This is a genomic window from Streptomyces sp. FIT100, assembly GCF_024584805.1.
In the GTDB taxonomy this organism is placed as follows: domain Bacteria; phylum Actinomycetota; class Actinomycetes; order Streptomycetales; family Streptomycetaceae; genus Streptomyces.
Window position 1 is genome coordinate 2,989,718 of sequence record NZ_CP075715.1, and the last position, 24,511, is coordinate 3,014,228.

16 protein-coding genes and 3 rRNA genes are annotated in these 24,511 nt (G+C 67.7%); 6 read left to right on the forward strand and 13 right to left on the reverse strand.

Annotated elements, in window-relative coordinates:
- Positions 1–12: 12 nt before the first annotated feature.
- The 7 genes from KK483_RS13035 to mtnA form a co-directional block, all read right to left on the reverse strand.
- Positions 13–753, reverse strand: coding sequence for a response regulator transcription factor (locus KK483_RS13035; protein ID WP_262005401.1), 741 nt, complete (start codon positions 751–753; stop codon positions 13–15).
- A 185-nt stretch (positions 754–938) separates the two neighbouring features.
- Positions 939–1,628, reverse strand: coding sequence for a ribosome hibernation-promoting factor, HPF/YfiA family (gene hpf / locus KK483_RS13040; protein ID WP_262009461.1), 690 nt, complete (start codon positions 1,626–1,628; stop codon positions 939–941).
- Between the two features lie 331 nt (positions 1,629–1,959).
- Positions 1,960–2,685: a ComF family protein gene (locus KK483_RS13045; protein WP_262005402.1), complete on the reverse strand. Its 726-nt coding sequence runs from the start codon at positions 2,683–2,685 to the stop codon at positions 1,960–1,962.
- A 123-nt stretch (positions 2,686–2,808) separates the two neighbouring features.
- Positions 2,809–4,659 carry an LpqB family beta-propeller domain-containing protein gene (locus KK483_RS13050; protein ID WP_262005403.1) on the reverse strand — a complete coding sequence of 617 codons (1,851 nt, stop codon included), beginning with the start codon at positions 4,657–4,659 and terminating at the stop codon, positions 2,809–2,811.
- Entirely contained in the window at positions 4,649–6,661 is a 2,013-nt protein-coding gene (gene mtrB / locus KK483_RS13055; protein WP_262005404.1) for an MtrAB system histidine kinase MtrB, read from the reverse strand. Before mtrB ends, KK483_RS13050 begins: the two co-directional genes overlap by 11 nt.
- Position 6,662: 1 nt before the next feature.
- On the reverse strand, positions 6,663–7,352 hold the full coding sequence (gene mtrA, locus KK483_RS13060; RefSeq protein WP_187740742.1) for a two-component system response regulator MtrA: 690 nt from the start codon (positions 7,350–7,352) through the stop codon (positions 6,663–6,665).
- Positions 7,353–7,356: 4 nt separating this feature from the next.
- Positions 7,357–8,499, reverse strand: a complete 1,143-nt coding sequence (gene mtnA, locus KK483_RS13065; RefSeq protein WP_262005405.1) for an S-methyl-5-thioribose-1-phosphate isomerase — start codon at positions 8,497–8,499, stop codon at positions 7,357–7,359.
- Positions 8,500–8,681: 182 nt separating this feature from the next.
- Here mtnA and KK483_RS13070 point away from each other — a divergent pair, with 182 nt between their 5' ends.
- The 5 genes from KK483_RS13070 to KK483_RS13090 are packed head-to-tail and all read left to right on the forward strand — an operon-like array spanning position 8,682 to position 14,082.
- Complete coding sequence (locus KK483_RS13070) at positions 8,682–9,890, forward strand: glycerophosphoryl diester phosphodiesterase membrane domain-containing protein (RefSeq protein ID WP_262005406.1); 1,209 nt, start codon at positions 8,682–8,684, stop codon at positions 9,888–9,890.
- 4 nt (positions 9,891–9,894) lie between these two features.
- Positions 9,895–10,581, forward strand: coding sequence for a DUF4129 domain-containing protein (locus KK483_RS13075; protein WP_262005407.1), 687 nt, complete (start codon positions 9,895–9,897; stop codon positions 10,579–10,581).
- A complete protein-coding gene (locus KK483_RS13080) occupies positions 10,578–11,780 on the forward strand; it encodes a DUF4350 domain-containing protein (RefSeq protein WP_262005408.1) in 1,203 nt (400 codons plus the stop codon). Before KK483_RS13075 ends, KK483_RS13080 begins: the two co-directional genes overlap by 4 nt.
- Positions 11,777–12,760 carry a MoxR family ATPase gene (locus KK483_RS13085; protein ID WP_262005409.1) on the forward strand — a complete coding sequence of 328 codons (984 nt, stop codon included), beginning with the start codon at positions 11,777–11,779 and terminating at the stop codon, positions 12,758–12,760. The genes KK483_RS13080 and KK483_RS13085 overlap by 4 nt, the downstream gene beginning before the upstream one ends.
- An 11-nt stretch (positions 12,761–12,771) precedes the next feature.
- On the forward strand, positions 12,772–14,082 hold the full coding sequence (locus KK483_RS13090) for a DUF58 domain-containing protein (RefSeq protein WP_262005410.1): 1,311 nt from the start codon (positions 12,772–12,774) through the stop codon (positions 14,080–14,082).
- A gap of 85 nt (positions 14,083–14,167) precedes the next feature.
- Here the strand turns inward: KK483_RS13090 and rrf are convergent.
- The 4 genes from rrf to KK483_RS13110 form a co-directional block, all read right to left on the reverse strand.
- Positions 14,168–14,284, reverse strand: a 5S ribosomal RNA gene (rrf, locus tag KK483_RS13095).
- 80 nt (positions 14,285–14,364) lie between these two features.
- Positions 14,365–17,483 (reverse strand): 23S ribosomal RNA (locus KK483_RS13100).
- A 314-nt stretch (positions 17,484–17,797) separates the two neighbouring features.
- Positions 17,798–19,323, reverse strand: a 16S ribosomal RNA gene (locus tag KK483_RS13105).
- The 16S, 23S and 5S rRNA genes sit together here, the layout of an rRNA operon.
- Before the next feature lie 588 nt (positions 19,324–19,911).
- Positions 19,912–20,919 (reverse strand): stage II sporulation protein M, encoded by a 1,008-nt coding sequence (locus tag KK483_RS13110; RefSeq protein ID WP_262009462.1) that lies wholly within the window; start codon positions 20,917–20,919, stop codon positions 19,912–19,914.
- Positions 20,920–21,101: 182 nt separating this feature from the next.
- On the opposite strand from KK483_RS13110, the gene KK483_RS13115 reads away from it, so the two are divergent.
- Positions 21,102–22,085 carry an RDD family protein gene (locus KK483_RS13115; RefSeq protein WP_262005411.1) on the forward strand — a complete coding sequence of 328 codons (984 nt, stop codon included), beginning with the start codon at positions 21,102–21,104 and terminating at the stop codon, positions 22,083–22,085.
- A 46-nt stretch (positions 22,086–22,131) separates the two neighbouring features.
- Here the strand turns inward: KK483_RS13115 and KK483_RS13120 are convergent, their stop codons facing one another.
- Complete coding sequence (locus tag KK483_RS13120) at positions 22,132–22,752, reverse strand: hypothetical protein (protein ID WP_262005412.1); 621 nt, start codon at positions 22,750–22,752, stop codon at positions 22,132–22,134.
- A gap of 137 nt (positions 22,753–22,889) precedes the next feature.
- On the reverse strand, positions 22,890–24,347 hold the full coding sequence (ahcY, locus tag KK483_RS13125; protein WP_262005413.1) for an adenosylhomocysteinase: 1,458 nt from the start codon (positions 24,345–24,347) through the stop codon (positions 22,890–22,892).
- Positions 24,348–24,511 lie beyond the last annotated feature (164 nt).

A 24,511-nucleotide genomic window follows, 5' to 3' on the forward strand; every position in this document is an offset into this window, starting at 1 on the left:
AAGCGGAGCTCGCTAGCGGATCTCGAGGATCTTCTCCCGCATCGCGTACACGACCGCCTCCATCCGCGAGTGGAGCTGGAGCTTCTCCAGGATGTTGCGGACGTGGTTCTTCACCGTGTTCTCGGAGATGAACAACTCCTTGGCGATGTCCCGGTTGTTCATCCCCGTGGCGACCAGCTTGAGCACCTCCAGCTCCCGCTCGGTCAGCCTGGGCGCGGGCACCAGACGGCGCTCGTCGGTGCGCTGGATCATCGACTTGAACTCGGTGAGCAGCTTCGACGCCATCGAAGGGCTGATCTGCGACTGGCCGTCGGCCACGGCGCGGATCGCGGTGGCCACCTCGTCCGTGGAGATCTCCTTCAGGAGATATCCCGTCGCCCCGGCCTTGATCGCGTCGTAGAGGTCGGCCTCCTCGTCGCTGATCGTCAGCATGATGATCTTCGCGCTGGGGGCCACCTCCTTGATCGAGGTGCACGCCTCGATCCCCCCGCGCTTCGGCATACGCACGTCCATCAGCACGATGTCCGGCAGCAGATCGGCGGCCTTGTCGACCGCCTCCGCGCCGTCCCCGGCCTCACCGACGACCTGGATGTCCTCCTCCTGGGCGAGGACGATCTCCAGCCCGCGGCGGAAGAGGGCGTGGTCGTCGACCACGAGAACCCGGATCGGTTCCTTCCCGGAGACACCTGTCCCCGCGCCGTCCGCGCCCTCGGCGCCATCCGCGTCCTGCACGGGCCCGAAGCTGTCCGCCATCGTTCCTCCCCCTGAGGCCGTGGCCCTGGTTCATCTGCGGTCTGCCAACCGCAGTCCACAGCGCACCGGTTGGCTCGGGTCGCCATGATTCCATGCCCGTGTGACGGAGGGGTGCTCCCGTGGTGGCACGGTGGTGCCCCCGGGGGCGCACAGGGCGCTCCAGGGGGCACCACCGAAGAACGGGATCAGCCGCCGAGCGCACCACTCGCGCCGCCGGGCTCATGCCCGGCCAGCGGGTCGGTCTGCAGGTGGATGACGCCGTAGTCGTAGGCGTGTCGCCGGTAGACGACACTGGGCTCCTTGGTCTCGGAGTCGACGAACAGATAGAAGTCGTGCCCGACCAACTCCATCTCGTAGAGCGCCTGGTCGAGCGTCATCGGGGCGGCTACGTGGTTCTTCTCCCGGACCACGAGCGGTCCTTCGCCCTGCACCTCGAGCGAGCCGATCCTGGTGGTGGGAACGGATTCCGGGGTCTCTTCGGAGACGGGCTCGCCATTCTGGTTCAACTGGGCGACGCCGGGGACGACATCGGCGACCTCCGCTGCCGACAGCCGGCCGTTGCCACGCCGGGTGTGGCGCTTGTCGTGCTGCTTGCGCAGCCGGGCCTCGAGCTTCGCGGTGGCAAGGTCGAGCGCTGCGTACGGGTCGGCGGCCGCTGCTTCCGCACGGATCACCGGCCCGCGCGAAAGAAGGGTGATCTCCACGCGGTCGGAACGGTCGGCCTGCCGCGGGTTGTGCTCCTTGGACACCTCGACGTCGAGGCTGATCACCTTGCCGTCGAGCTTCTGGATCTTCTCCAGCTTCAGCTTCTCGGCCACGTGCTTGCGGAACCGCTCGGGCACCTCGGTCTTGCGGCCCTTGACGACGATGTCCACGCAGAACTCCGTTCCCGGATTGCTCCGCATACGTCGCGGAGCATCTCCCTTTTGCTGCACCAGGCCCCAGTGAGCACGGGGGCCTCGGACTTGGCGACTTTCACCTCCTCCTCCCCCATCGGCAAGATCCCCACCCCACCAACTTCGAGGTTCTTGATCCCTTCATGAACATCTGGCCTTAACCCGGCCATGTATTCGACGAAGAGCAGCGTTCACCATTCCTCACAACCGAACATAGCTCCCCCGGACGGTTGTCGGCACCCGCTACCAGCGCGTACGTCCGTTCAGGTGCATTTCCCCTCGCGCCACCTGCGACATTGCCGCTTCCCCTTCAGCCGTGGTCCACGCCGAACGACAGGGGCGGTGCGGCGATCACCGCGGCACTCGTTCGGACGCATCCGGAAGGGCCCGCGGCCGTTGCGGCACACAGTGCCCGCGCCGCCTCGACAAGCGAAGCGCCCGTCGTCATCAAGTCGTCCACCAGAACCGCTCTGCGGCCCTCCAGCAGCCGCTCGGCACCCTTGACCACCCCCAGTGCTCCCGTCATGTTCAGCACCCGCTCGCGGGCCGTGAGGCCCGACTGGTCGGCGACCTTCCGGCACTGGCGCAGCACCGGGACCGCACTCGCGCGGGCCCCCGACCGGCGGAGCGCCCCAGCGGCGGCCACCGCGACACGGCGTGCCGCGTCGTGGCCGCGTGCCCGCACGGCCCGCCGCGCCGACGGCACCGGTACGAGCAGCAGCGGCTCCGCCCCGTCGAGCGCCTCCGGTGCCGCTGCCACCACGGCCCCGGCCAGCGCCGCCCCGAGCGGCCCCGCCAGCCCCAGCACCCCCCGCTCCTTGTGCGCCAGCAGGAGGGCACGCACCGCGTCCTCGTACTCCGCCGCCGCGAACACCACCGGCAGCCCCGCCGGCTCGGGACACGGCCGCGCCCGCCGCGGCCCGCGACCGCCGAGCTGCCATGCGCACTCCTCGCACAGGGGCGTACGAGGACGTCCGCAACCACCGCATGCGAGAGGCAGCACCAGCCCGGCCATCTCGCGCCACCAGCCCCGCATGACCATCACTGTGCCGCTGCGGGGGACGCCCCGCCACTGCTGTGGACAACGCCTGCGCCGGCTCGGCCCGGCCTGTGGACAACGCGCTGTGGACGACGTGTCGGCAGAGGCCGGCCGGCGGCGCTATCCCGGATAGACGGGGGACAACCCCTTGTCGGTCATGGTCTGCCAGTTCGCGGAGGGGGCGAGCCGCACCAGCCCGTCATCGGACACGGCCACCAGCGGCTGGTCGTCGTCCTCCGTGGCCGCCACGGCGGACACCTTGTTCAGCCCCGGCACCCCGCCGGCGGGCGAGAGGGAGCCGTCGGTCTGGATGTAGCGGACCTGCTGCACGCCTCCGGCCTCCTTGCCCACCACCACGAGCCGGCTCGGCCCCGCCCAGGACACCGCGGTCACCGAATCCAGCCGGGGCGCCGCGGACTGCAGCTCCACCACGGAGACCGACGTCACCCCCTCGGGAGTCGTCCGCCGCTCGATCCGGCCGATCTTCAACGTGCTCTTGCCGTCCTCGGAGAGCAGCAGCGCTATCCGTACGCCGTCCGCCGACAGCCGCAGCGACTCGATCCGGGCCCCGTCGAGCCCGTCGACCGCCACCGCCTGAGGCGGGCCCTCGCCCCCGGCCAGCCTCAGCAGCCTCGGCCGACGCGGGTCGCGGTCGGCCACCCACAGATCGTTCCGGTCCCAGCTGGGAGCCGAAAGCCGGTCCGCGGGCTTGGCACCGTTGCTGCCCGCGAGCGGGTCGGCGAGCTCCTCGTCGGACATGATCGACGCGGCGTACAGGTGCTGCCCGTCCTGCGAGACGGCAGCCGCGCGCTGTCCGTTGCGCGCCACGGCAACCGTGCCCAGCCGCAGCGTGCCGTCCCCGAACGGTCCGCGCACCAGGGTCGGCTCATCGACGGTCTTGGCATCCGCCCCGACGACGGCCATGCGGCCGGTGGCGTTGACGAAGTACACATTGCCCGGGCTCGCCGACACCCGCACCGGGACGGACGCTTCGGCTTCGGCCTGGTCGGCGCTGAGCACGCACAGCGGCGAGCCGTCCGTGCGCTGCAGCTCCACCTGGTCGACACGCGGCGACGCCAGATCACGCAGGGTGAGCAGCAGCTGGGTCGCCATCTTCTTGCACACCGTCCGCCCGACGTTGGACGCCTTGTCGTTGAGCGGCACCTTCAGCTGGTTCTGGTCGTCGGGCGTCAGTGACGTCACGCCCGCCTTGAGTGCCGTACCCGTCGGGAACGGCGAGCCCACCACCGGCCTCAGCCAGTCCGTCGGGCCCTCGAACAGCGCCGACACGGTCTGGGCGACCGGGTCCATCCGGGTCACCGGGTCCTGGCGCTGCCGGATGTACACCGGGTCGGCGACCACGGACTGCTGCCCCGGCGCGAAGTAGTACCTGTTGACGGAGCCGTAGTTCCGCAGAAAGTCGCTCTCCCCGAGCACAAGGCCCTGCGGAGCGGAGTCGATGCGCCACTCCTTGTCCTTGCCCTCCGGACCGCTCTGCCGCACCAGCCGCAGCGTCCCGTTGTACCCGGCGGGCGCCGCCGCCTGGTAGGCGTGCCGCTCCACGGTCGCGATCAGCTCACCGGAGAGGGGATAGCTGCGGCTCTCCTCCCCGTCACCGGCCTCCGACAGCCCGGCGTCGGGCGCCTCGGTGAGGACCGTCGTCAGCTGCTCGGGCCTCCACTCCTTGGCGGCCCGCTTCGTCAGATACTTGCGAGCCGTCGCGAAACTCGGATCGTCACTGGTCATGGCCTCGAGGAAGCCCACGACGATCTCCTCGGGCGCCGCTCCATCGCGGGGCGGCACCGCAAGGACCCGCACCTGCGAGTCGGCGCCCTTGGTGGCCTTGACCTGCTCGACGTCCCCGCTGTCGGGCATCGACGCACACCCGCCCAGGACCACGACGGCACAAGTGGGCAGAGCGAACGCCCGCGCCGCCCGCCCCCGCCCGTACCGGCGACGCTCAGCGCCCACGAGTCGTGTCCTCCCGCTCCGGGATCCTGCCCGGTGTCGTCGTCTCACCCTCGCCCGGTCGCTCGCCCGCCCGACGCGCCACCACCCGGGCACCACTGCCCGGCAGTGCGGCCGGGTCCACCGTCGCCGAGGGCGGGGTGTGCGGCGGCAGGGGTGCCCTCGCAGGCAGCGGCGAGCGGTCCGCGCCGGGCTGGGCCGGCACGGTCGCCAGTCGCAGCGCGCCCTCGTTCGCCATGTCGGCAGCGGCCCTCTGACGGGCGCGCCGGGAGTCCTCGGGCTCCAGCGGTATCGGCGATCCGCGCAGCGGCTCGCCGGCGGTGCGCGGCAGGGTCAGCCGGAACTGCGAGCCGCCGCCCGCCTCGCCCCACGCCTGCAGCCAGCCCCCGTGCAGCCGCGCGTCCTCGACGGCGATGGACAGGCCCAGGCCCGTACCGCCCGTGGTGCGCGCCCGCGCCGGGTCGGCCCGCCAGAAGCGGTTGAACACCCGCGTCGCCTCCCCCGGCTTCAGACCCACGCCGTAGTCCCGCACGGCCACGGCGACCGCTCCGCGCGCCGCGGCCAGCTGCACCACCACGTCGCGCCCCTCGCCGTGCTCCACGGCGTTGACGACGAGGTTGCGCAGCACACGCTCGATCCGGCGGGCATCGGCCTCGGCGACCACGGGCTGCTCGTCGCCGACCACCCGGATCCGGGTGCCCTTGCACTCGGCAAGCGGCTCGGCCCCGCCGATCACCCTGCGCACGACCTCTCGGAGATCTATCGGCTCGGCCTCCAGCGCCGCCGCGCCCGCGTCGAACCTGCTGATCTCCAGCAGATCCGAGAGCAGCGACTCGAAGCGGTCCAGCTGGTCTCCGAGCAGCTCCGCCGAGCGCGCCGTCACCGGATCGAAGTCGCTGCGCGCCTCGTGAATGACGTCGGCCGCCATCCGTACGGTCGTCAGCGGGGTGCGCAGCTCGTGCGAGACGTCCGAGACGAAGCGCCGCTGCATCCTGGAGAGCTCCTCCAGCTGCTGGATCTTGTGCTGGAGGTTCTGCGCCATCTTGTTGAACGCCTCGCCCAGCCTGGCGATGTCGTCCTCGCCGGTGACCTTCATCCGCTCGTGCAGCGAGCCGGCCGACAGCCGCTCGGCGATTCCGGCGGCCATCCGCACGGGTGTGACGACCTGCCGCACCACGAGCCATGCGATCGCCCCGAGCAGGACGACCACGAACAGCCCGGCCGTCGCCAGCGTCCCCTTGACCAGGTTCAGCGACTCCTCCTCCTGCGTCAGCGGGAAGAGGTAGTACAGCTCGTACGCATTGCCCTCGACGTCGTTGAGGCGCTTGCCGACGACCAACCCGGCTTCCGAATCCTTCGCAACCGAGTACCTGATGCCGGCGTACGTCTGGAAGGTCCCCGTCCCCTGCGCGACGGAGCCGCGCAGCGCCTCGGGAATGCTGGTCACGTCCACGTCACCGGAGGCACGCGGGCTCCGGCTGGTGCCGGCGTCGTCGGAGTCCGGGCTGAGCGCCACCACGTGGTACGCCCCCTGGCCGCCACTGGCCAGCTGCTTGACGAGTTCGGACCGCCAGTTGACGGCGCCCCGGCCGGGCAGGCCGTCGGTCGCGTCACCGTCGGGGCCGCCGAGGGCGACCGGTCCGCTCGCCTTGTCCTGCGCCGCCGCGAAACCGCCCGCGGCCTGGCTCAGCGCCGCCTGCTCCTTCGCGTCCAGCAGACCGTTGCGGACCTGGCCGATGACGACGAGTCCGAGCAGCAGCACCACACCGAGCGACATCAGCAGTGTGCTGGCGACCACCCGCAGCTGGATGTTCCGCCGCCACAGCCGTACTGCGGGCAGCAGAGGTCGCCGAAACCACCGCGCGACCATCCGGAGCACCAGCGCACCTGGTGCCCCGTCCTGGAAAGCCCGGCGCACCCGCGAGGATGCACGCCCCGGCCCGGCAGCCCGCCCCGTACGGACTCCCGGCCCCCCGGGTTTCGGAGCAGCGCTGCCCACAGACATGTCAGCTCGGTCCGGCCTTGTAGCCGACGCCGCGGACGGTCACCACGATCTCCGGCCGCTCCGGGTCCTTCTCGACCTTGGAGCGGAGCCGCTGCACATGCACGTTGACCAGCCGGGTGTCGGCGGCATGGCGGTAGCCCCACACCTGCTCGAGCAGCACCTCACGGGTGAAGACCTGCCACGGCTTACGGGCCAGCGCGACGAGCAGATCGAACTCCAGCGGGGTCAGTGCGATCGACTGACCGTCCCGCTTCACGGAGTGACCGGCGACATCGATGACCAGGTCCCCGATCGTGAGCTGCTCGGGAGCGGGCTCCTCGGACCTCCGCAGCCGCGCCCGGATACGGGCCACCAGCTCCTTCGGCTTGAACGGCTTGACGATGTAGTCATCGGCACCGGACTCCAGCCCGACGACCACATCCACGGTGTCGCTCTTGGCCGTGAGCATGACGATCGGCACACCCGACTCGGCCCTGATGAGCCGGCACACCTCGATGCCGTCCCGTCCGGGCAGCATGAGATCCAGCAGCACCAGGTCCGGCTTGGCCTCCCGGAATGCAGCGAGAGCCTTGTCGCCGTCCGCTACGAACGACGGCTCGAACCCTTCTCCACGCAGCACAATCCCGAGCATCTCGGCCAGTGCGGTGTCGTCGTCGACGACAAGGACGCGTCCCTTCATAATCGACATCATCCCATTAGCTAATCGTTACCTGGCGTGACCTGGCACACAGCTCGGCTATTCCGCCCCCGGTGACCGGGGACACCGCTCCTTCTTCCGTCACGACGGCCGTCACGAGTTCCGGCGGCGTGATGTCGAACGCGGGGTTGTACACAACGGTTCCCGGCGGCGCCACCGGCAGCCCGTCGACAGGTCCGCCCGCTCCCACCCGCAGCCCTGTGACCTCCGTCACCTCCCGTCCCGACCTCTGCTCGACCTCGATCGACACCCCGTCCTCGGTCCGCAGATCCACCGTGGTGGTCGGCGCCACCACGATGAACGGCACATGGTGGTACTTGGCGAGCACCGCCAGCGGATAGCTCCCCACCTTGTTCGCCACGGAGCCGTCCGCCGCGATCCGGTCGGCGCCGATCAGCACCGCGTCCACCTGCCCCGCCGCGAACAGCGAGCCTGCGGCATTGTCCGTCAGCAGCGTGTACGGCAGCCCGTTCACCGCCGCCTCGTACGCGGTGAGCCGGGAGCCTTGCAGCAGAGGCCGCGTCTCGTCCACCCAGAGCGTGCGCAGCCGTCCCGCCCGGTGCGCCGCGAGCGCCACGGCGAACGCCGTGCCTTCCCCGCCCGACACCAGCCGCCCCGTGTTGCAGTGCGTCAGGATCCGGTGACCGCCGCCGGGCAGCAGCTCATCGAGGAGCGCGAGCCCGTGGTGCGCCATTCGCTCGCTGGCTGCCGCATCTTCCCGATGCAGCTCCTTCGCCTCGCGCAGCACCGCCCCGGCCGCCTCTTCCGCACCGGCGCCCCCGCCGACCGCCTCCCGATACGCCGCGGCCGCCCGCCGCACCCCGTACCCGAGGTTGACCGCGGTGGGCCGCGCCCCCTCAAGCTGGGCCGCCGCCTCCGCGACGTCGTCGCCTCGGGCGGCCGCCAGCGCCACCCCGTACGCCCCGGTGATCCCGAGCAGGGGCGCCCCGCGCACGGCGAGCGTCCGGATCGCCCGCACCAGCGTCGGAACGTCCGCACAGACCAGCTCGACCTCCTCGGCCGGCAGCCGGGTCTGATCGAGAAGCACCAGTACGGGGCCTCCGAGCGGCTCGTCCCAGCGCAGCGACGGCAGCGGCGGGGAGCCCTCGCCGGCCGGAGGCCGAGCATGCTGATCAACCATCCGCCCAGTCTGCCCGTTACGGCAGCCACAATGAAGGTGAGAACGTGATCCGGTGCCCGGTCCACCGCCGGGCGCCGCGTGGCACGATGGCTGCCAGCCTCCCGCCGATCCGCGCGGACAGGCACCGGGACAGCGCCGGCTCGCCGAGCCGACCGCCTGATCACTCCACGAGGTGGACGACTGTGAACGACACTTCGGGCTGGGCCTCGCCCGGATCCGAGCCCTCCGACAGCCAGGGCTCCGGAGTTCCGCGGCCCGCCGACTCGGCCGGGTCCGATGCGAAGTGGTCCAAGCAGCAGCCGCCTGCCGGTCAGTGGACTCCCCCTACCGCACCGGGTGGCGGTCCCGTGCCGCCGGCCGTCCAGCCCGCCTGGGGCAACCAGCCCCAGTGGAGCGGAGACTGGGGCCGGCCGCCGGCCGCCAAGCCCGGTGTCATCCCGCTGCGTCCTCTGGGCGTCGGCGAGATCCTCGACGGTGCGGTGTCGACGCTGCGCGAGCACTGGCGGACGGTGCTGGGCGTCACGATCACCGTCTCGGTCATCTCCCAGATCACCGACATCCTCATCCAGCGCTATCTGCTTCCCCGGGCCCCGGAGATCGATCCGGAAGCAAGCCCCGAGGTGGCGCTCGTCCAGACCGTCGACGCCATGCAGTCGAGCATGATCGCCATGGTGCCGACGCTGCTCATCACGTTGATCGCCACCATCGTCAGCACAGCGCTGCTCACCATCGTGGTCAGCCGCTCGGTCCTCGGCCGACCCGTCACTCTCGCCGACGCCTGGAACGAGGCCCGGACGCGGCTGCCGAAGCTCCTCGGACTGACCCTGCTCATCACCGTGATGACCGCCGGCGCCATCGCCGTCGGCACGCTCCCCGGAGCACTGCTCGGCTCCGGTGCCCTCGGTGTGCTGGGCGGATTCGCAGGCGGCCTCGTCGGGATCTGGCTCTGGGTCCGCTACGCGCTCGCCTCGCCCGCGCTGATGCTGGAGCGTGCGGGCATCGCACAGTCGATGCGCCGCTCCGCCAAACTCGTCCGCGGCGCCTGGTGGCGGACGTTCGGCATCCTGCTGCTGGTGCTGGTCCTCACCATCATCGTCTCGATGATCATCGGCATGCCGTTCGGCCTGCTCGCCTACGCGGCCGACGGCGACGGTCTCAGCGGGCTGTTCAGCGGCAGCACCCCCGAGTTCGGCTGGCCGTTCCTGATCATCACCGGCATCGGAGCGGTGATCGCATCGGCCATCACCTACCCGATCTCGGCCGGCGTGACAGTCCTCCTCTACGTGGACCAGCGCATCCGCCGGGAGGCACTCGACCTCGAACTGGCCCGTGCCGCAGGCGTCCCCGGCCACGACTCCCCGGCATCCGGCACCGACACTTCCAGGGGCTGATGCGGTGTCGGTCACGGGGGGCACGACCACGGCACGGTTCTTGATCCGTGCCGACGACGCACCGGTGGACATCCCGCGCGTCCCGGCCCGCGAGGCGGCCGAGCGTGAACTGTCCAAGCCGATGTACCACGAGAACGATCCGAACCTCCTCGAGCGCGCCCTCGACCGCTTCTGGGAGTGGGTCGACGGCATCTTCAGCTCCGCGTCCCATGCCACCCCCGGCGGCCTGCTCGGACTCCTCGTCATCATCGTGCTCGTCATCGCCCTGACCGCCGCCCTCTGGTGGCGGCTGGGCACCCCCCGCCGCACCCCCACAGGCGGAGATGCCCTCTTCGACGACAGCCCCCGCACCGCCGCCGACCACCGCACCACCGCCGAGGCACACGCCGCCGCGGGCCGTTTCGCCCAGGCCGTCCAGGAGCGGATGCGTGCCATCGTCCGCTCCCTGGAGGAGCGGGCCCTCCTCGACCCGCGTCCGGGGCGGACCGCCGACGAAGCCGCAGCGGAGGCAGGCGGTCCCATGCCCGACCACGCCGACGCCCTGCGCGCCGCAGCACGCTCCTTCGACGACGTCACATACGGCGGCCGTACCGCCGACCAGCAGACATACCTGCGTCTGAAGGACCTCGACGACCGGCTGGAACGCTCCAAGCCCCAACTGGGCAGCGCGGCACGGGGAGCGGCCGGATGACCACGGACACCACGGACACCACGTCGACCTCCCCGACCTCCCGCCAGATCTGGACGCGGAGCCGAGGGGTACTGCTCTTCCTCGTCGTTCTCATCGCCGCCGGGGTCGCCATCGCCGCGGTCCGCTCCGGCCAGCAGCACGGACGCCTCGACCCCCGCTCCGCGGACGGCCCGGGCAGCCGGGCCGTCGCCGAGCTCCTCAAGGGCCAGGGGATCGACACACGCGTGGTCACCACCCTCGACGAGGCCACCGCCGCCACCGGCCCCGACACCACCCTGCTCGTGGTCACCCCGGACCTGCTGACCCCGCGCCAGCAGGAGGCTCTGCGCACGGCGATGGTCCCCTCCGGCGGCCGGACGGTCCTGATCACCCCAGGCCCGCCCTCCCTCGGCATCCTCGCCCCCGGCGTACGCGCGGACTCGCCCGCTCCGATCTCCGCCCGCGCCCCCCAGTGCGCCCTCCCCGCCGCCGAGCGCGCCGGCAAGGCCGACATCGGCGGCGAGCGCTACGCCTCCAAGGGCCCGCTCGACACCGTCGGCTGCTACCCCAGCAAGGGTCTGCCCACCCTTCTCACGGTCAAGGACCCCGGCGACGGCGACACCGTCCTCCTGGGCTCCCCCGACATCCTCTACAACGAGCGCCTGGACAAGGAAGGCAACGCCTCCCTCGCGCTCCAACTCCTGGGCTCCCGGCCTCATCTGGTCTGGTACCTCCCCTCACTCAGTGATGAATCCGCCGCCGACGGCAGCGGCGAAGAAGGCGGGGAGAGCAGCCTCGGCGAGCTGATCCCCTCCGGCTGGCTGTGGGGCACGCTCCAACTGTTCATCGCCGCCCTGCTCGCGGCTGTCTGGCGTGCCCGCCGGCTCGGACCGCTGGTCACCGAACGGCTGCCCGTCGCCATTCGCGCCTCCGAAGCCACCGAGGGCCGGGCCCGCCTCTACCGCAAGGCCAACGCCCGCGATCGCGCCGCCTCCACCCTCCGCTCGGCCACCCGCACCCGGCTCGCCCTTCTCCTCGGCATCGCCTCGGCACACGCCCACACCCCCGATGTTCTGCTCCCCTCCGTCTCCACGCGCCTCACCGCCGACGACCGGGACCTCCGTGCTCTGCTCTTCGGCCCGGCGCCCACCGACGACGCCGCTCTCATCCGCCTGGCTGACCAACTCGACGCCCTCGAAAGAGAGGTACGCACTTCATGAGCGCCCCGACCCCCGAGACCCCAGAGCACTCGGACAGCGCACGCGCCTCCCTCGAGGCCCTGCGGACCGAGATCGCGAAGGCCGTGGTCGGCCAGGACTCCGCAGTCACCGGACTCGTCGTCGCCCTGCTCTGCCGCGGCCACGTCCTGCTCGAGGGAGTGCCCGGCGTGGCCAAGACGCTCCTCGTCCGAGCCCTCGCCGCATCCCTCGAACTCGACACCAAGCGCGTCCAGTTCACCCCCGACCTCATGCCGAGCGATGTCACGGGCTCACTCGTCTACGACGCGCGGACCGCGGAGTTCTCCTTCCAGCAGGGGCCCGTCTTCACAAATCTGCTGCTCGCCGACGAGATCAACCGGACACCGCCCAAGACCCAGGCGTCGCTGCTCGAGGCCATGGAGGAACGCCAGGTCACCGTCGACGGCACGCCCCGCCCACTGCCCGACCCGTTCCTGGTCGCCGCGACCCAGAATCCGGTCGAGTACGAAGGCACGTACCCCCTCCCGGAAGCACAGCTCGACCGCTTCCTGCTGAAGCTGACCGTGCCGCTGCCCTCACGCCAGGACGAGATCAACGTGCTGTCCCGGCACGCCGAAGGGTTCAACCCCCGCGACCTCCACGCCGCGGGCATCCGTCCCGTCGCCGGGCCGGCCGCGCTCGAAGCCGCCCGTGCCGCCGTCGCAAAGACCTCGGTGTCCCCCGAGATCGCCGGCTATGTCGTCGATATCTGTCGTGCCACGCGTGAATCCCCCTCGCTCACCCTCGGTGTCTCCCCCCGAGGCGCCACCGCACTGCTCTCCACCGCGCGGGCCTGGGCCTGGCTGACCGGCCGCGACTACGTCATCCCGGACGATGTGAAGGCCCTGGCCCTTCCCACCCTCCGGCACCGCATCCAGCTGCGCCCCGAAGCAGAGATGGAAGGAGTCACCGCAGACTCCGTCATCACCGCGATCCTCGCCCACGTCCCCGTTCCCCGCTGAGGCGGTGCGCCATGGCCCTCACCGGACGAACAACCCTCCTCGCAGCCCTCGGCTCCCTGCCCGTCGGCATCCTCGAACCCAGCTGGGCAGGGATCCTTGCCGTCAACGCACCACTCTCAGTAGCAATTCTGTGCGACTACGCCATGGCTGCACCAGTGCGAAAGCTACAGTTCACCCGAAGCGGTGACACATCGGTTCGACTCGGTGACAGCGCCGAAGTCCAGCTCACCATCACCAATCCGTCTGCCCGTCGGCTGCGCGCCCGGCTGCGCGATGCCTGGCCCCCCAGCAGCTGGCTGCCCGGAACGGAACAGGCATCCTCACGCCACACGCTGACGATCCCGGCGGGTGAGCGCCGCCGGATCTCCACTACTCTGCGCCCCACCCGCCGTGGTGACCGCCAGGCGGCACGCGTCACAGTCCGTTCCTACGGCCCGCTCGGCCTCGCGGCCCGCCAGGGGAATCACGAGGTGCCGTGGACCGTGCGTGTCCTGCCCCCCTTCACCAGCCGAAAGCATCTCCCGTCCCGCCTCGCCCGCCTGCGCGAACTCGACGGCCGCACCAGTGTCCTGATCCGCGGCGAAGGAACCGAGTTCGACAGCCTCCGCGAGTACGTGCCCGGCGACGACACCCGGTCCATCGACTGGCGCGCCACGGCCCGCCAGACAACCGTCGCCGTGCGCACCTGGCGACCTGAGCGGGACCGCCACATCCTCATCGTCCTCGACACCGGTCGGACCTCGGCCGGACGGGTGGGCAACGTCCCGCGCCTGGACGCCTCGATGGACGCGGCGCTCCTCCTCACGGCACTCGCGACGCGCGCCGGTGACCGGGTGGACCTCCTGGCCTACGACCGGCGCACGCGCGCCCAGGTCCAGCGCCGCGCCGCCGGCGAAGTGCTCCCGGCCATGGTCAACGCGCTTGCCCCGCTCGAACCCGAGCTCGTGGAAACCGACGCCCGAGGTCTCAGCGCCGCCGCGCTGAAGCACGCCCCGCAGCGCTCCCTCATCGTCCTGCTGACCAGTCTGGACGCTGCTCCGATCGAGGAGGGCCTGTTGCCGGTCCTCCCTCAACTCACCCAGCGCCACACGGTGCTCGTTGCCGCCGTCGCCGATCCGCATATCGAGGAAATGGCGAGCGCCGGAGGCTCCCTGGACGCTGTGTACGACGCTGCGGCCGGCACCCAGACCGGGATTCAACGCCGCCGGACGGCGGAACAGCTCCAGCGTCACGGCGTCACCGTCGTCGATGCCACACCGGAAAATCTGGCACCGGCCCTTGCCGATGCCTATTTGGCCTTGAAGGCGGCGGGCCGGCTCTAGCTGCGAAGAGCGACGAGCAGCGAGGCAGGGCCTTAAACGCAGGAAAGCCCCGGACCGTGACGGTCCAGGGCTTTCCTGAATGATTGTTCGGCGGCGTCCTACTCTCCCACAGGGTCCCCCCTGCAGTACCATCGGCGCTGAAAGGCTTAGCTTCCGGGTTCGAAATGTAACCGGGCGTTTCCCTAACGCTATGACCACCGAAACACTATGAAGATACCGAACTACCAGCCAGCAAAAGGCGAGTTCGTTACTTCAGAACTAACACAGTGGACGCGAGCAACTGAGGACAAGCCCTCGGCCTATTAGTACCGGTCAACTCCACCAGTTACCTGGCTTCCATATCCGGCCTATCAACCCAGTCGTCTACTGGGAGCCTTACCCTCTCTAGGAGGTGGGAGTCCTCATCTCGAAGCAGGCTTCCCGCTTAGATGCTTTCAGCGGTTATCCCTCCCGAACGTAGCCAACCAGCCATGCCCTTGGCAGAACAACTGGCACACCAGAGGTTCGTCCGTCCCGGTCCTCTCGTACTAGGGACAGCCCTTCTCAAGACTCCTACGCGCACAGCGGATAGGGACCGAACTGTCTCACGACGTTCTAAACCCAGCTCGCGTACCGCTTTAATGGGCGAACAGCCCAACCCTTGGGACCGACTCCAGCCCCAGGATGCGACGAGCCGACATCGAGGTGCCAAACCATCCCGTCGATATGGACTCTTGGGGAAGATCAGCCTGTTATCCCCGGGGTACCTTTTATCCGTTGAGCGACGGCGCTTCCACAAGCCACCGCCGGATCACTAGTCCCGACTTTCGTCCCTGCTCGACCCGTCGGTCTCACAGTCAAGCTCCCTTGTGCACTTACACTCAACACCTGATTGCCAACCAGGCTGAGGGAACCTTTGGGCGCCTCCGTTACTCTTTAGGAGGCAACCGCCCCAGTTAAACTACCCATCAGACACTGTCCCTGATCCGGATCACGGACCCAGGTTAGACATCCAGCACGACCAGAGTGGTATTTCAACGACGACTCCACAACCACTGGCGTGGCCGCTTCACAGTCTCCCACCTATCCTACACAAGCCGAACCGAACACCAATATCAAACTGTAGTAAAGGTCCCGGGGTCTTTCCGTCCTGCTGCGCGAAACGAGCATCTTTACTCGTAGTGCAATTTCACCGGGCCTATGGTTGAGACAGTCGAGAAGTCGTTACGCCATTCGTGCAGGTCGGAACTTACCCGACAAGGAATTTCGCTACCTTAGGATGGTTATAGTTACCACCGCCGTTTACTGGCGCTTAAGTTCTCAGCTTCGCCTGGACGAATCCAAGCTAACCGGTCCCCTTAACGTTCCAGCACCGGGCAGGCGTCAGTCCGTATACATCGCCTTACGGCTTCGCACGGACCTGTGTTTTTAGTAAACAGTCGCTTCTCGCTGGTCTCTGCGGCCACCCCCAGCTCAGGAAGTAAATTCCCTCACCAGACGTGGCCCCCCTTCTCCCGAAGTTACGGGGGCATTTTGCCGAGTTCCTTAACCATAGTTCACCCGAACGCCTCGGTATTCTCTACCTGACCACCTGAGTCGGTTTAGGGTACGGGCCGCCATGAAACTCGCTAGAGGCTTTTCTCGACAGCATAGGATCATCCACTTCACCACAATCGGCTCGGCATCAGGTCTCAGCCTCAATGTGTGACGGATTTACCTACCACACGGCCTACACCCTTACCCCGGGACAACCACCGCCCGGGCTGGACTACCTTCCTGCGTCACCCCATCACTTACCTACTACCACCTTGGACCGGCGGCTCCACCACTCCGAGATTGTCCGAAGACGCACCCGACGGCTTCACGGCCTTAGCATTAATGGGCTCGATATTGGGCGTTTCAAAGCGGGTACCGGAATATCAACCGGTTGTCCATCGACTACGCCTGTCGGCCTCGCCTTAGGTCCCGACTTACCCTGGGCAGATCAGCTTGACCCAGGAACCCTTAGTCAATCGGCGCACACGTTTCCCACGTGTGTATCGCTACTCATGCCTGCATTCTCACTCGTGAACCGTCCACAACTCGCTTCCACGGCTGCTTCACCCGGCACACGACGCTCCCCTACCCATCACAGTCCCCGTTGGGGGTATGTACTGCAATGACACGACTTCGGCGGTACGCTTGAGCCCCGCTACATTGTCGGCGCGGAATCACTTGACCAGTGAGCTATTACGCACTCTTTCAAGGGTGGCTGCTTCTAAGCCAACCTCCTGGTTGTCTCTGCGACTCCACATCCTTTCCCACTTAGCGTACGCTTAGGGGCCTTAGTCGATGCTCTGGGCTGTTTCCCTCTCGACCATGGAGCTTATCCCCCACAGTCTCACTGCCGCGCTCTCACTTACCGGCATTCGGAGTTTGGCTAAGGTCAGTAACCCGGTAGGGCCCATCGCCTATCCAGTGCTCTACCTCCGGCAAGAAACACACGACGCTGCACCTAAATGCATTTCGGGGAGAACCAGCTATCACGGAGTTTGATTGGCCTTTCACCCCTAACCACAGGTCATCCCCCAGGTTTTCAACCCTGGTGGGTTCGGTCCTCCACGAAGTCTTACCTCCGCTTCAACCTGCCCATGGCTAGATCACTCCGCTTCGGGTCTTGAGCGCGCTACTAAACCGCCCTATTCGGACTCGCTTTCGCTACGGCTTCCCCACACGGGTTAACCTCGCAACACACCGCAAACTCGCAGGCTCATTCTTCAAAAGGCACGCAGTCACGAGGATCCAAAAGATCCCGACGCTCCCACGGCTTGTAGGCACACGGTTTCAGGTACTATTTCACTCCGCTCCCGCGGTACTTTTCACCATTCCCTCACGGTACTATCCGCTATCGGTCACCAGGGAATATTTAGGCTTAGCGGGTGGTCCCGCCAGATTCACACGGGATTTCTCGGGCCCCGTGCTACTTGGGAAATACGCAAGAGAGCCGCTGATATTTCGTCTACGGGGGTCTTACCCTCTACGCCGGACCTTTCGCATGTCCTTCGACTACACCAACGGTTTCTGACTCTCCGACCAGCCGGCAGACCGATCAAACACACTCCCACAACCCCCTGCACGCAACCCCTGCCGGGTCTCACACGTACAAGGTTTAGCCTCATCCAGTTTCGCTCGCCACTACTCCCGGAATCACGGTTGTTTTCTCTTCCTGAGGGTACTGAGATGTTTCACTTCCCCTCGTTCCCTCCACACTGCCTATGTGTTCAGCAGCGGGTGACAGCCCATGACGACTGCCGGGTTTCCCCATTCGGAAACCCCCGGATCAAAGCCTGGTTGACGACTCCCCGGGGACTATCGTGGCCTCCCACGTCCTTCATCGGTTCCTGGTGCCAAGGCATCCACCGTGCGCCCTTAAAAACTTGGCCACAGATGCTCGCGTCCACTGTGCAGTTCTCAAGCAACGACCAGCCACCCACCACCCCCAACCAAAAGATCGGAGTTCACCGGGGCCGGCATCGCGAAGGTCCAGACCATAGCCCGCTACCCTCAGACACCCAACAGCGCGCCCAACACGGCCACTTGACCCGATCACGTTCCACGCCGAAGCAGTACTAGCGATCCATCAAGACAACCGTGCCGAATAATCAACGTTCCACCCATGAGCAAACCACCGTCGGACACTCGCCGACGTAGTGGCTCTGGACCCCCGGGCAAGCCCGGCGGCCTAGAAGCTCCTTAGAAAGGAGGTGATCCAGCCGCACCTTCCGGTACGGCTACCTTGTTACGACTTCGTCCCAATCGCCAGTCCCACCTTCGACAGCTCCCTCCCACAAGGGGTTGGGCCACCGGCTTCGGGTGTTACCGACTTTCGTGACGTGACGGGCGGTGTGTACAAGGCCCGGGAACGTATTCACCGCAGCAATGCTGATCTGCGATTACTAGCAACTCCGACTTCATGGGGTCGAGTTGCAGACCCCAATCCGAACTGAGACCGGCTTTTTGAGATTCGCTCCGCCTCACGGCATCGCAGCTCATTGTACCGGCCATTGTAGCACGTGTGCAGCCCAAGACATAAGGGGCATGATGACTTGACGTCGTCCCCACCTTCCTCCGAGTTGACCCCGGCGGTCTCCTGTGAGTCCCCATCACCCCGAAGGGCATGCTGGCAACACAGGACAAGGGTTGCGCTCGTTGCGGGACTTAACCCAACATCTCACGACACGAGCTGACGACAGCCATGCACCACCTGTATACCGACCACAAGGGGGCGACCATCTCTGGCCGTTTCCGGTATATGTCAAGCCTTGGTAAGGTTCTTCGCGTTGCGTCGAATTAAGCCACATGCTCCGCTGCTTGTGCGGGCCCCCGTCAATTCCTTTGAGTTTTAGCCTTGCGGCCGTACTCCCCAGGCGGGGAACTTAATGCGTTAGCTGCGGCACCGACGACGTGGAATGTCGCCAACACCTAGTTCCCAACGTTTACGGCGTGGACTACCAGGGTATCTAATCCTGTTCGCTCCCCACGCTTTCGCTCCTCAGCGTCAGTAATGGCCCAGAGATCCGCCTTCGCCACCGGTGTTCCTCCTGATATCTGCGCATTTCACCGCTACACCAGGAATTCCGATCTCCCCTACCACACTCTAGCCTGCCCGTATCGAATGCAGACCCGGGGTTAAGCCCCGGGCTTTCACATCCGACGCGACAAGCCGCCTACGAGCTCTTTACGCCCAATAATTCCGGACAACGCTTGCGCCCTACGTATTACCGCGGCTGCTGGCACGTAGTTAGCCGGCGCTTCTTCTGCAGGTACCGTCACTTTCGCTTCTTCCCTGCTGAAAGAGGTTTACAACCCGAAGGCCGTCATCCCTCACGCGGCGTCGCTGCATCAGGCTTTCGCCCATTGTGCAATATTCCCCACTGCTGCCTCCCGTAGGAGTCTGGGCCGTGTCTCAGTCCCAGTGTGGCCGGTCGCCCTCTCAGGCCGGCTACCCGTCGTCGCCTTGGTGGGCCATCACCCCACCAACAAGCTGATAGGCCGCGGGCTCATCCTTCACCGCCGGAGCTTTCAACCACAGACCATGCAGTCCGCAGTATTATCCGGTATTAGACCCCGTTTCCAGGGCTTGTCCCAGAGTGAAGGGCAGATTGCCCACGTGTTACTCACCCGTTCGCCACTAATCCACCCCGAAAGGCTTCATCGTTCGACTTGCATGTGTTAAGCACGCCGCCAGCGTTCGTCCTGAGCCAGGATCAAACTCTCCGTGAATGTTTACCGGTCATCCGGTCGACACACACGAGAGCGGTGCAACCAGGAGGAATAATCCCGATCGCACACAGCGTCCTCGCTGTGTATACGCCTACCCGCCACACAGGCCGGTAGGACTTCAAAGGAACCACGACCATCCGAAGATGGACGGGGTATCAACTAATCTGGCGTTGATTTTTGGCACGCTGTTGAGTTCTCAAGGAACGGACGCTTCCTTCGTACTCACCCTCTCGGGCTTTCCTCCAGGCGCTTCCCTTCGGTGTTTCCAACCTTACCAGATTCATTTTCCGTTCCGTTCCCGGTTCGGATTCTGTTTCCAGTGGCCGTTGGAGAGCCTTTTGCCTTTCGGCGGATTCCGACGTTATCAGATTCTTTTCGGCCGACCTAATCGGCTTCGCGATCCGAATTGAGGAATCGAGTGGCTCCCACGGAAACTCTATTTCCGATGAGAGCGAGAGAGATTCTAGGTTGTGACACTCGGACCTGTCCAGTCCGAGGCAACCGTTTGAATCTACCTCCCCGCTTGGGCCGTGTCAATGGTCCGGCGGGCGAAGAGGACAGTAGCAGCTCACGGGGGCTGCTCGCACATCAGGCGGCCGTCGGGAGCTCCGCGCTGCGTTCCGAGGCGTCGAGGTCGCCCACGTCCCCGGCAACAGCCGCGCGGCGGCCGAGGACGTAGACGTACGCGAGGAAGGCGAGCTCGGCGACGATGCCGATGGCGATGCGAGCCCAGGTGGGGAGTCCGGACGGGGTGACGAAGCCTTCGATCACACCGGCGACGAAGAGGACCAGGGCGAGGCCCATGGCCATGCCGAGGGCGGCGCGGCCCTGCTGGGCCATGGCCGTACGGCGGGATTGCGGGCCGGGGTCGATGAGGGTCCAGCCGAGGCGGAGTCCCGTACCGGCGGCGACAAACACGGCCGTCAGTTCGAGCAGGCCGTGCGGGAGGACGAGGCCGAGGAAGGTGTCGAGGCGGTCGGCCGAGGACATGAGGCCGATGCCTATGCCCAGGTTGGCCATGTTGAGGAAGAGGATCCAGAGGACAGGGAGGCAGAGGAACGCGCCGAGGACCAGGCACATGGCGGCGGCCTGCGCGTTGTTCGTCCATACCTGGGCGGCGAAGGAGGCCGCGGGGTGGCTCGAGTAGTACGTCTCGTACTCGCCACCCGGGCGTGTGAGCTCACGCAGCTCGCCCGGGGCGGCGATGGCCGACTGGACCTCGGGATGCGTGCCGATCCACCAGCCGATGATCGCGGCGACGAGGGTGGAGAGGACGGCGGTCGGGACCCACCAGTGGCGGGAGCGGTATATCGCTGCCGGGAAACCGGCGGTCAGGAAGTGGGCGACGTCGCGCCAGGTGGCGCGCCGGGTGCCGGTGACCGTGGAGCGGGCGCGTGCGACGAGCTGGGTGAGACGGCCCGTGATCATGGGGTCGGGCGCGCTGGACTGAATAAGGGAGAGGTGCGTGGCAGTGCGCTGGTAGAGGGCGACGAGTTCGTCCGCCTCGGCGCCGGTGAGCCGACGGCCGCGGCGCAGGAGGTGGTCCAGGCGGTCCCACTCCGCGCGGTGGGTCATGACGAAGACGTCGAGGTCCATGGTCGGCTGCTGCTCCAGGCACTGGGTCCGTGAGTGGTCCGTGGTAGGTCCGTCGTTGGTCCGTACCGTACGGATTTTTCGTTTCGTACGGACTGTTTCGCACAACTGCTCGTACTGCTGCGACACGTTTCCGGTCAGCTTGGCAGACTGGCGTGAGAGCCGTCAGGGAAGAGGGTGGGCGCGTGAGCGGGGTTGTGACGGGGGACGCGGTCGTACTGGGGCTTCGCCCGGCGAGGCTGCCCAGTCGGGCGCTGGCGCTCGCGATCGATCTCGCCGTGGTGTGGACGGCGTACCTGCTGATATCCCTCGGCCTCGCGATCGCCACGGCGTCGCTGGACGAGGCCGCGGTCATGGCGGTGTCGATCGCGACGTTCGTGCTGGTGCTCGTGGGGGCGCCGATCGCGGTGGAGACGCTCAGCCGGGGGCGCTCGCTGGGGAAACTGGCCTGCGGGTTGAGGGTGGTACGTGACGACGGGGGGCCGATCCGGTTCCGGCACGCGCTCGTGCGAGGGGCGATGGGCGTGGTGGAGATCCTCCTGACGTTCGGGGTCGTCGCGTGCATCGCTTCGCTGGTGTCCGCGCGGGGGCGGCGCATCGGCGATGTGTTCGCGGGGACGCTCGTCGTGCGGGAACGGGTGCCTGCGGCGCGGGCCGCTGCGGTGCCTCCTCCGCCGCCTTGGCTGGTGGGACGCTTCGCAGGGCTGGATCTTTCCGGGGTGCCGGACGATCTGTGGCTGGCGATACGGCAGTACCTGACACGCATGCACCAGCTCGACGCGGAGGTGAGCTGGTCGCTGGCGGGGCGGCTGGCCGGTGATCTGGCGGCGCGGACCGGGGCACCGGCGCCTGAGGGGGTACCCGCCGCGGCCTATCTGGCGGCCGTGGTGAATGAGCGGCAGGCACGGGACGCGCGCAGAGCGGTTGCCGCGGTTTCGGCGGGGCCGGCCCACGCCGTGCCACAGGCACGACCCGCCGATTCGGCCGCCGGTCACGCCAAGCAGGTCGGTCACACCAAGCCGGTGGGTCACGCCGATCCCGTCGCTCACACCGCCCCTCACCCGGGGCCTGGTACTGCCGCGGGTCTGCGTCAGGGCGCCGTTCCCGCTTCGCCGGCCGAACCTGCCCCTGTGCCGCCGCCCGCGACCGGATTCGCGCCGCCCGCCTGACCCGGGAGGAGCGAACTCTCGTTCTCCTCGGCCCGGGCACTCAGACTCAGGGTTCAGGGAATACCGACGGCGGGGTTTCGAGGTCCTCGAGCTCGACGCCGGGGGCTGAGAGGACCACGTCGCCGGCGATGTGGACGGTGTGCTGCTCCCCTGTGTCGAGGGCGCTGACCTGGTATTCGTCCACGGTCAGGGGGCCGTTGTCAGTGGCGTGCGCTTCACTCTTCACCAGGGCCCAGGACTGGTCGATCGTGCGGGGGGCGAGCACCGGGTCCGTGAAAGCGACGAGGCGGACGCGGGTCGCGGGGGCTCCGGGGGTGAGGCGGAGCAGCCGTGAGGTCGCGACGAGGAAAGCGGGGGAGGTTCCGGTGAAGGCGTGGGCGCGGACGTTGCCTTCAGTGGCATGGGCGCCGGTGGGGTCGGTGCGGACCCAGGTGACGCCGTCGATGGCGGCGCCGCGGACCTGCCAGCTCGCGGCGTGGAGTTCGAGACGAATAGGGCGGCCGAGCTCGTCGAGGGCCAGATCGACGGAGCCCGCGTGGTCTCCTGAGGGCGTGGTCGTCTGGGACACATAGCGCCAGCCGGAAGGACCGGGTGCGCAGTGGAAATGCTCTTCTCCGAGGGGGGTGTGATCGTGCGGATCATGGAGCGAATAGCGGCCGCGGGGCATGGGGTGCCTGACTTCTCCGGGTACGGGGCAGGCCCCCGGCACGGGGGTGCGGGGGCCTGCCTGGTGCGCTGGTGCCACTGCCGGTGCCGGCCCGTCGGTCTCCGGTCGGGCTGATCGGAGACCGGCCTGGCGGTCGATCAGTAACGGTAGTGGTCCGGCTTGTACGGACCCTCGACCTCGACGCCGATGTAGGTGGCCTGCTCGGGGCGGAGCGTGGTGAGCTTCACGCCGAGCGAGTCGAGGTGGAGGCGGGCGACCTTCTCGTCCAGGTGCTTGGGCAGCACGTAGACGTCGGTCGGGTACTCCTCCGGCTTGGTGAACAGCTCGATCTGGGCCAGGGTCTGGTCCGCGAACGAGTTCGACATCACGAAGGAGGGGTGACCGGTCGCGTTGCCCAGGTTCAGCAGGCGGCCCTCGGACAGCACGATGATCACCTTGCCGTCCGGGAAGGTCCAGGTGTGGACCTGCGGCTTCACCTCGTCCTTGACGATGCCCGGGAGCTTGGCGAGGCCGGCCATGTCGATCTCGTTGTCGAAGTGACCGATGTTGCCGACGATCGCCTGGTGCTTCATCTTGGCCATGTCCGTGGCCATGATGATGTCCTTGTTGCCCGTCGCCGTGACGAAGATGTCGGCCTTGTCGATGACCTCGTCGAGGGTCGTGACCTGGTAGCCGTCCATCGCCGCCTGCAGTGCGCAGATCGGGTCGATCTCGGTGATGATCACGCGGGCGCCCTGGCCGCGCAGGGACTCCGCACAGCCCTTGCCGACATCGCCGTAGCCGCAGACGACCACGGTCTTGCCGCCGATCAGGACGTCGGTGGCGCGGTTGATGCCGTCGACGAGCGAGTGGCGGCAGCCGTACTTGTTGTCGAACTTGGACTTGGTGACCGCGTCGTTGACGTTGATCGCCGGGAAGAGGAGGGTGCCTTCGCGCTGCATCTCGTAGAGACGGTGGACACCGGTCGTGGTCTCCTCGGTGACACCGCGGATCTCGGACGCCAGGAGCGTCCACTTCTGCGGGTTCTCCGAGAGGGTGCGGTTGAGCAGGCGGAGGATGTAGCCGTACTCCTCGCTGTCCGCCGTCGCCGGGTCCGGGGCCTCGCCGGCCTTCTCGAACTCGACGCCCTTGTGGACCAGGAGCGTGGCGTCGCCGCCGTCGTCCAGGATCATGTTCGGGCCGCCGGTGGACGAGTTCGGCCAGGTCAGGGCCTGCTCGGTGCACCACCAGTACTCTTCGAGGGTCTCGCCCTTCCAGGCGAAGACCGGGACGCCCTGAGGGTTGTCCGGCGTGCCGTTCGGGCCGACGGCGATGGCGGCCGCGGCGTGGTCCTGGGTGGAGAAGATGTTGCAGGACGCCCAGCGGACCTCGGCGCCCAGGGCGACCAGGGTCTCGATGAGGACGGCGGTCTGCACTGTCATGTGCAGGGAGCCGGTGACACGGGCGCCGGCGAGCGGCTGCGATGCCGCGTACTCCTTGCGGATCGCCATCAGACCGGGCATCTCGTGCTCGGCGAGGGTGATCTCCTTGCGGCCGAAGTCGGCGAGGGAAAGGTCGGCGACCTTGAAGTCCTGACCGGCGGCGACAGTCGTCATTGCGAGCTGCTCCTCAAATGGGTCGAGGGATGGATGGGGCTCATGTGGGCTTGCTGACAGCTGCGGTCGCCACGGCGGCACGGGCATACGCGTACGAACACACGCATGCCCGGGACGCGCGCAGACGCCCGCAGCGCAGTCCGTCGGAGGCCCTCTCTCCCTCG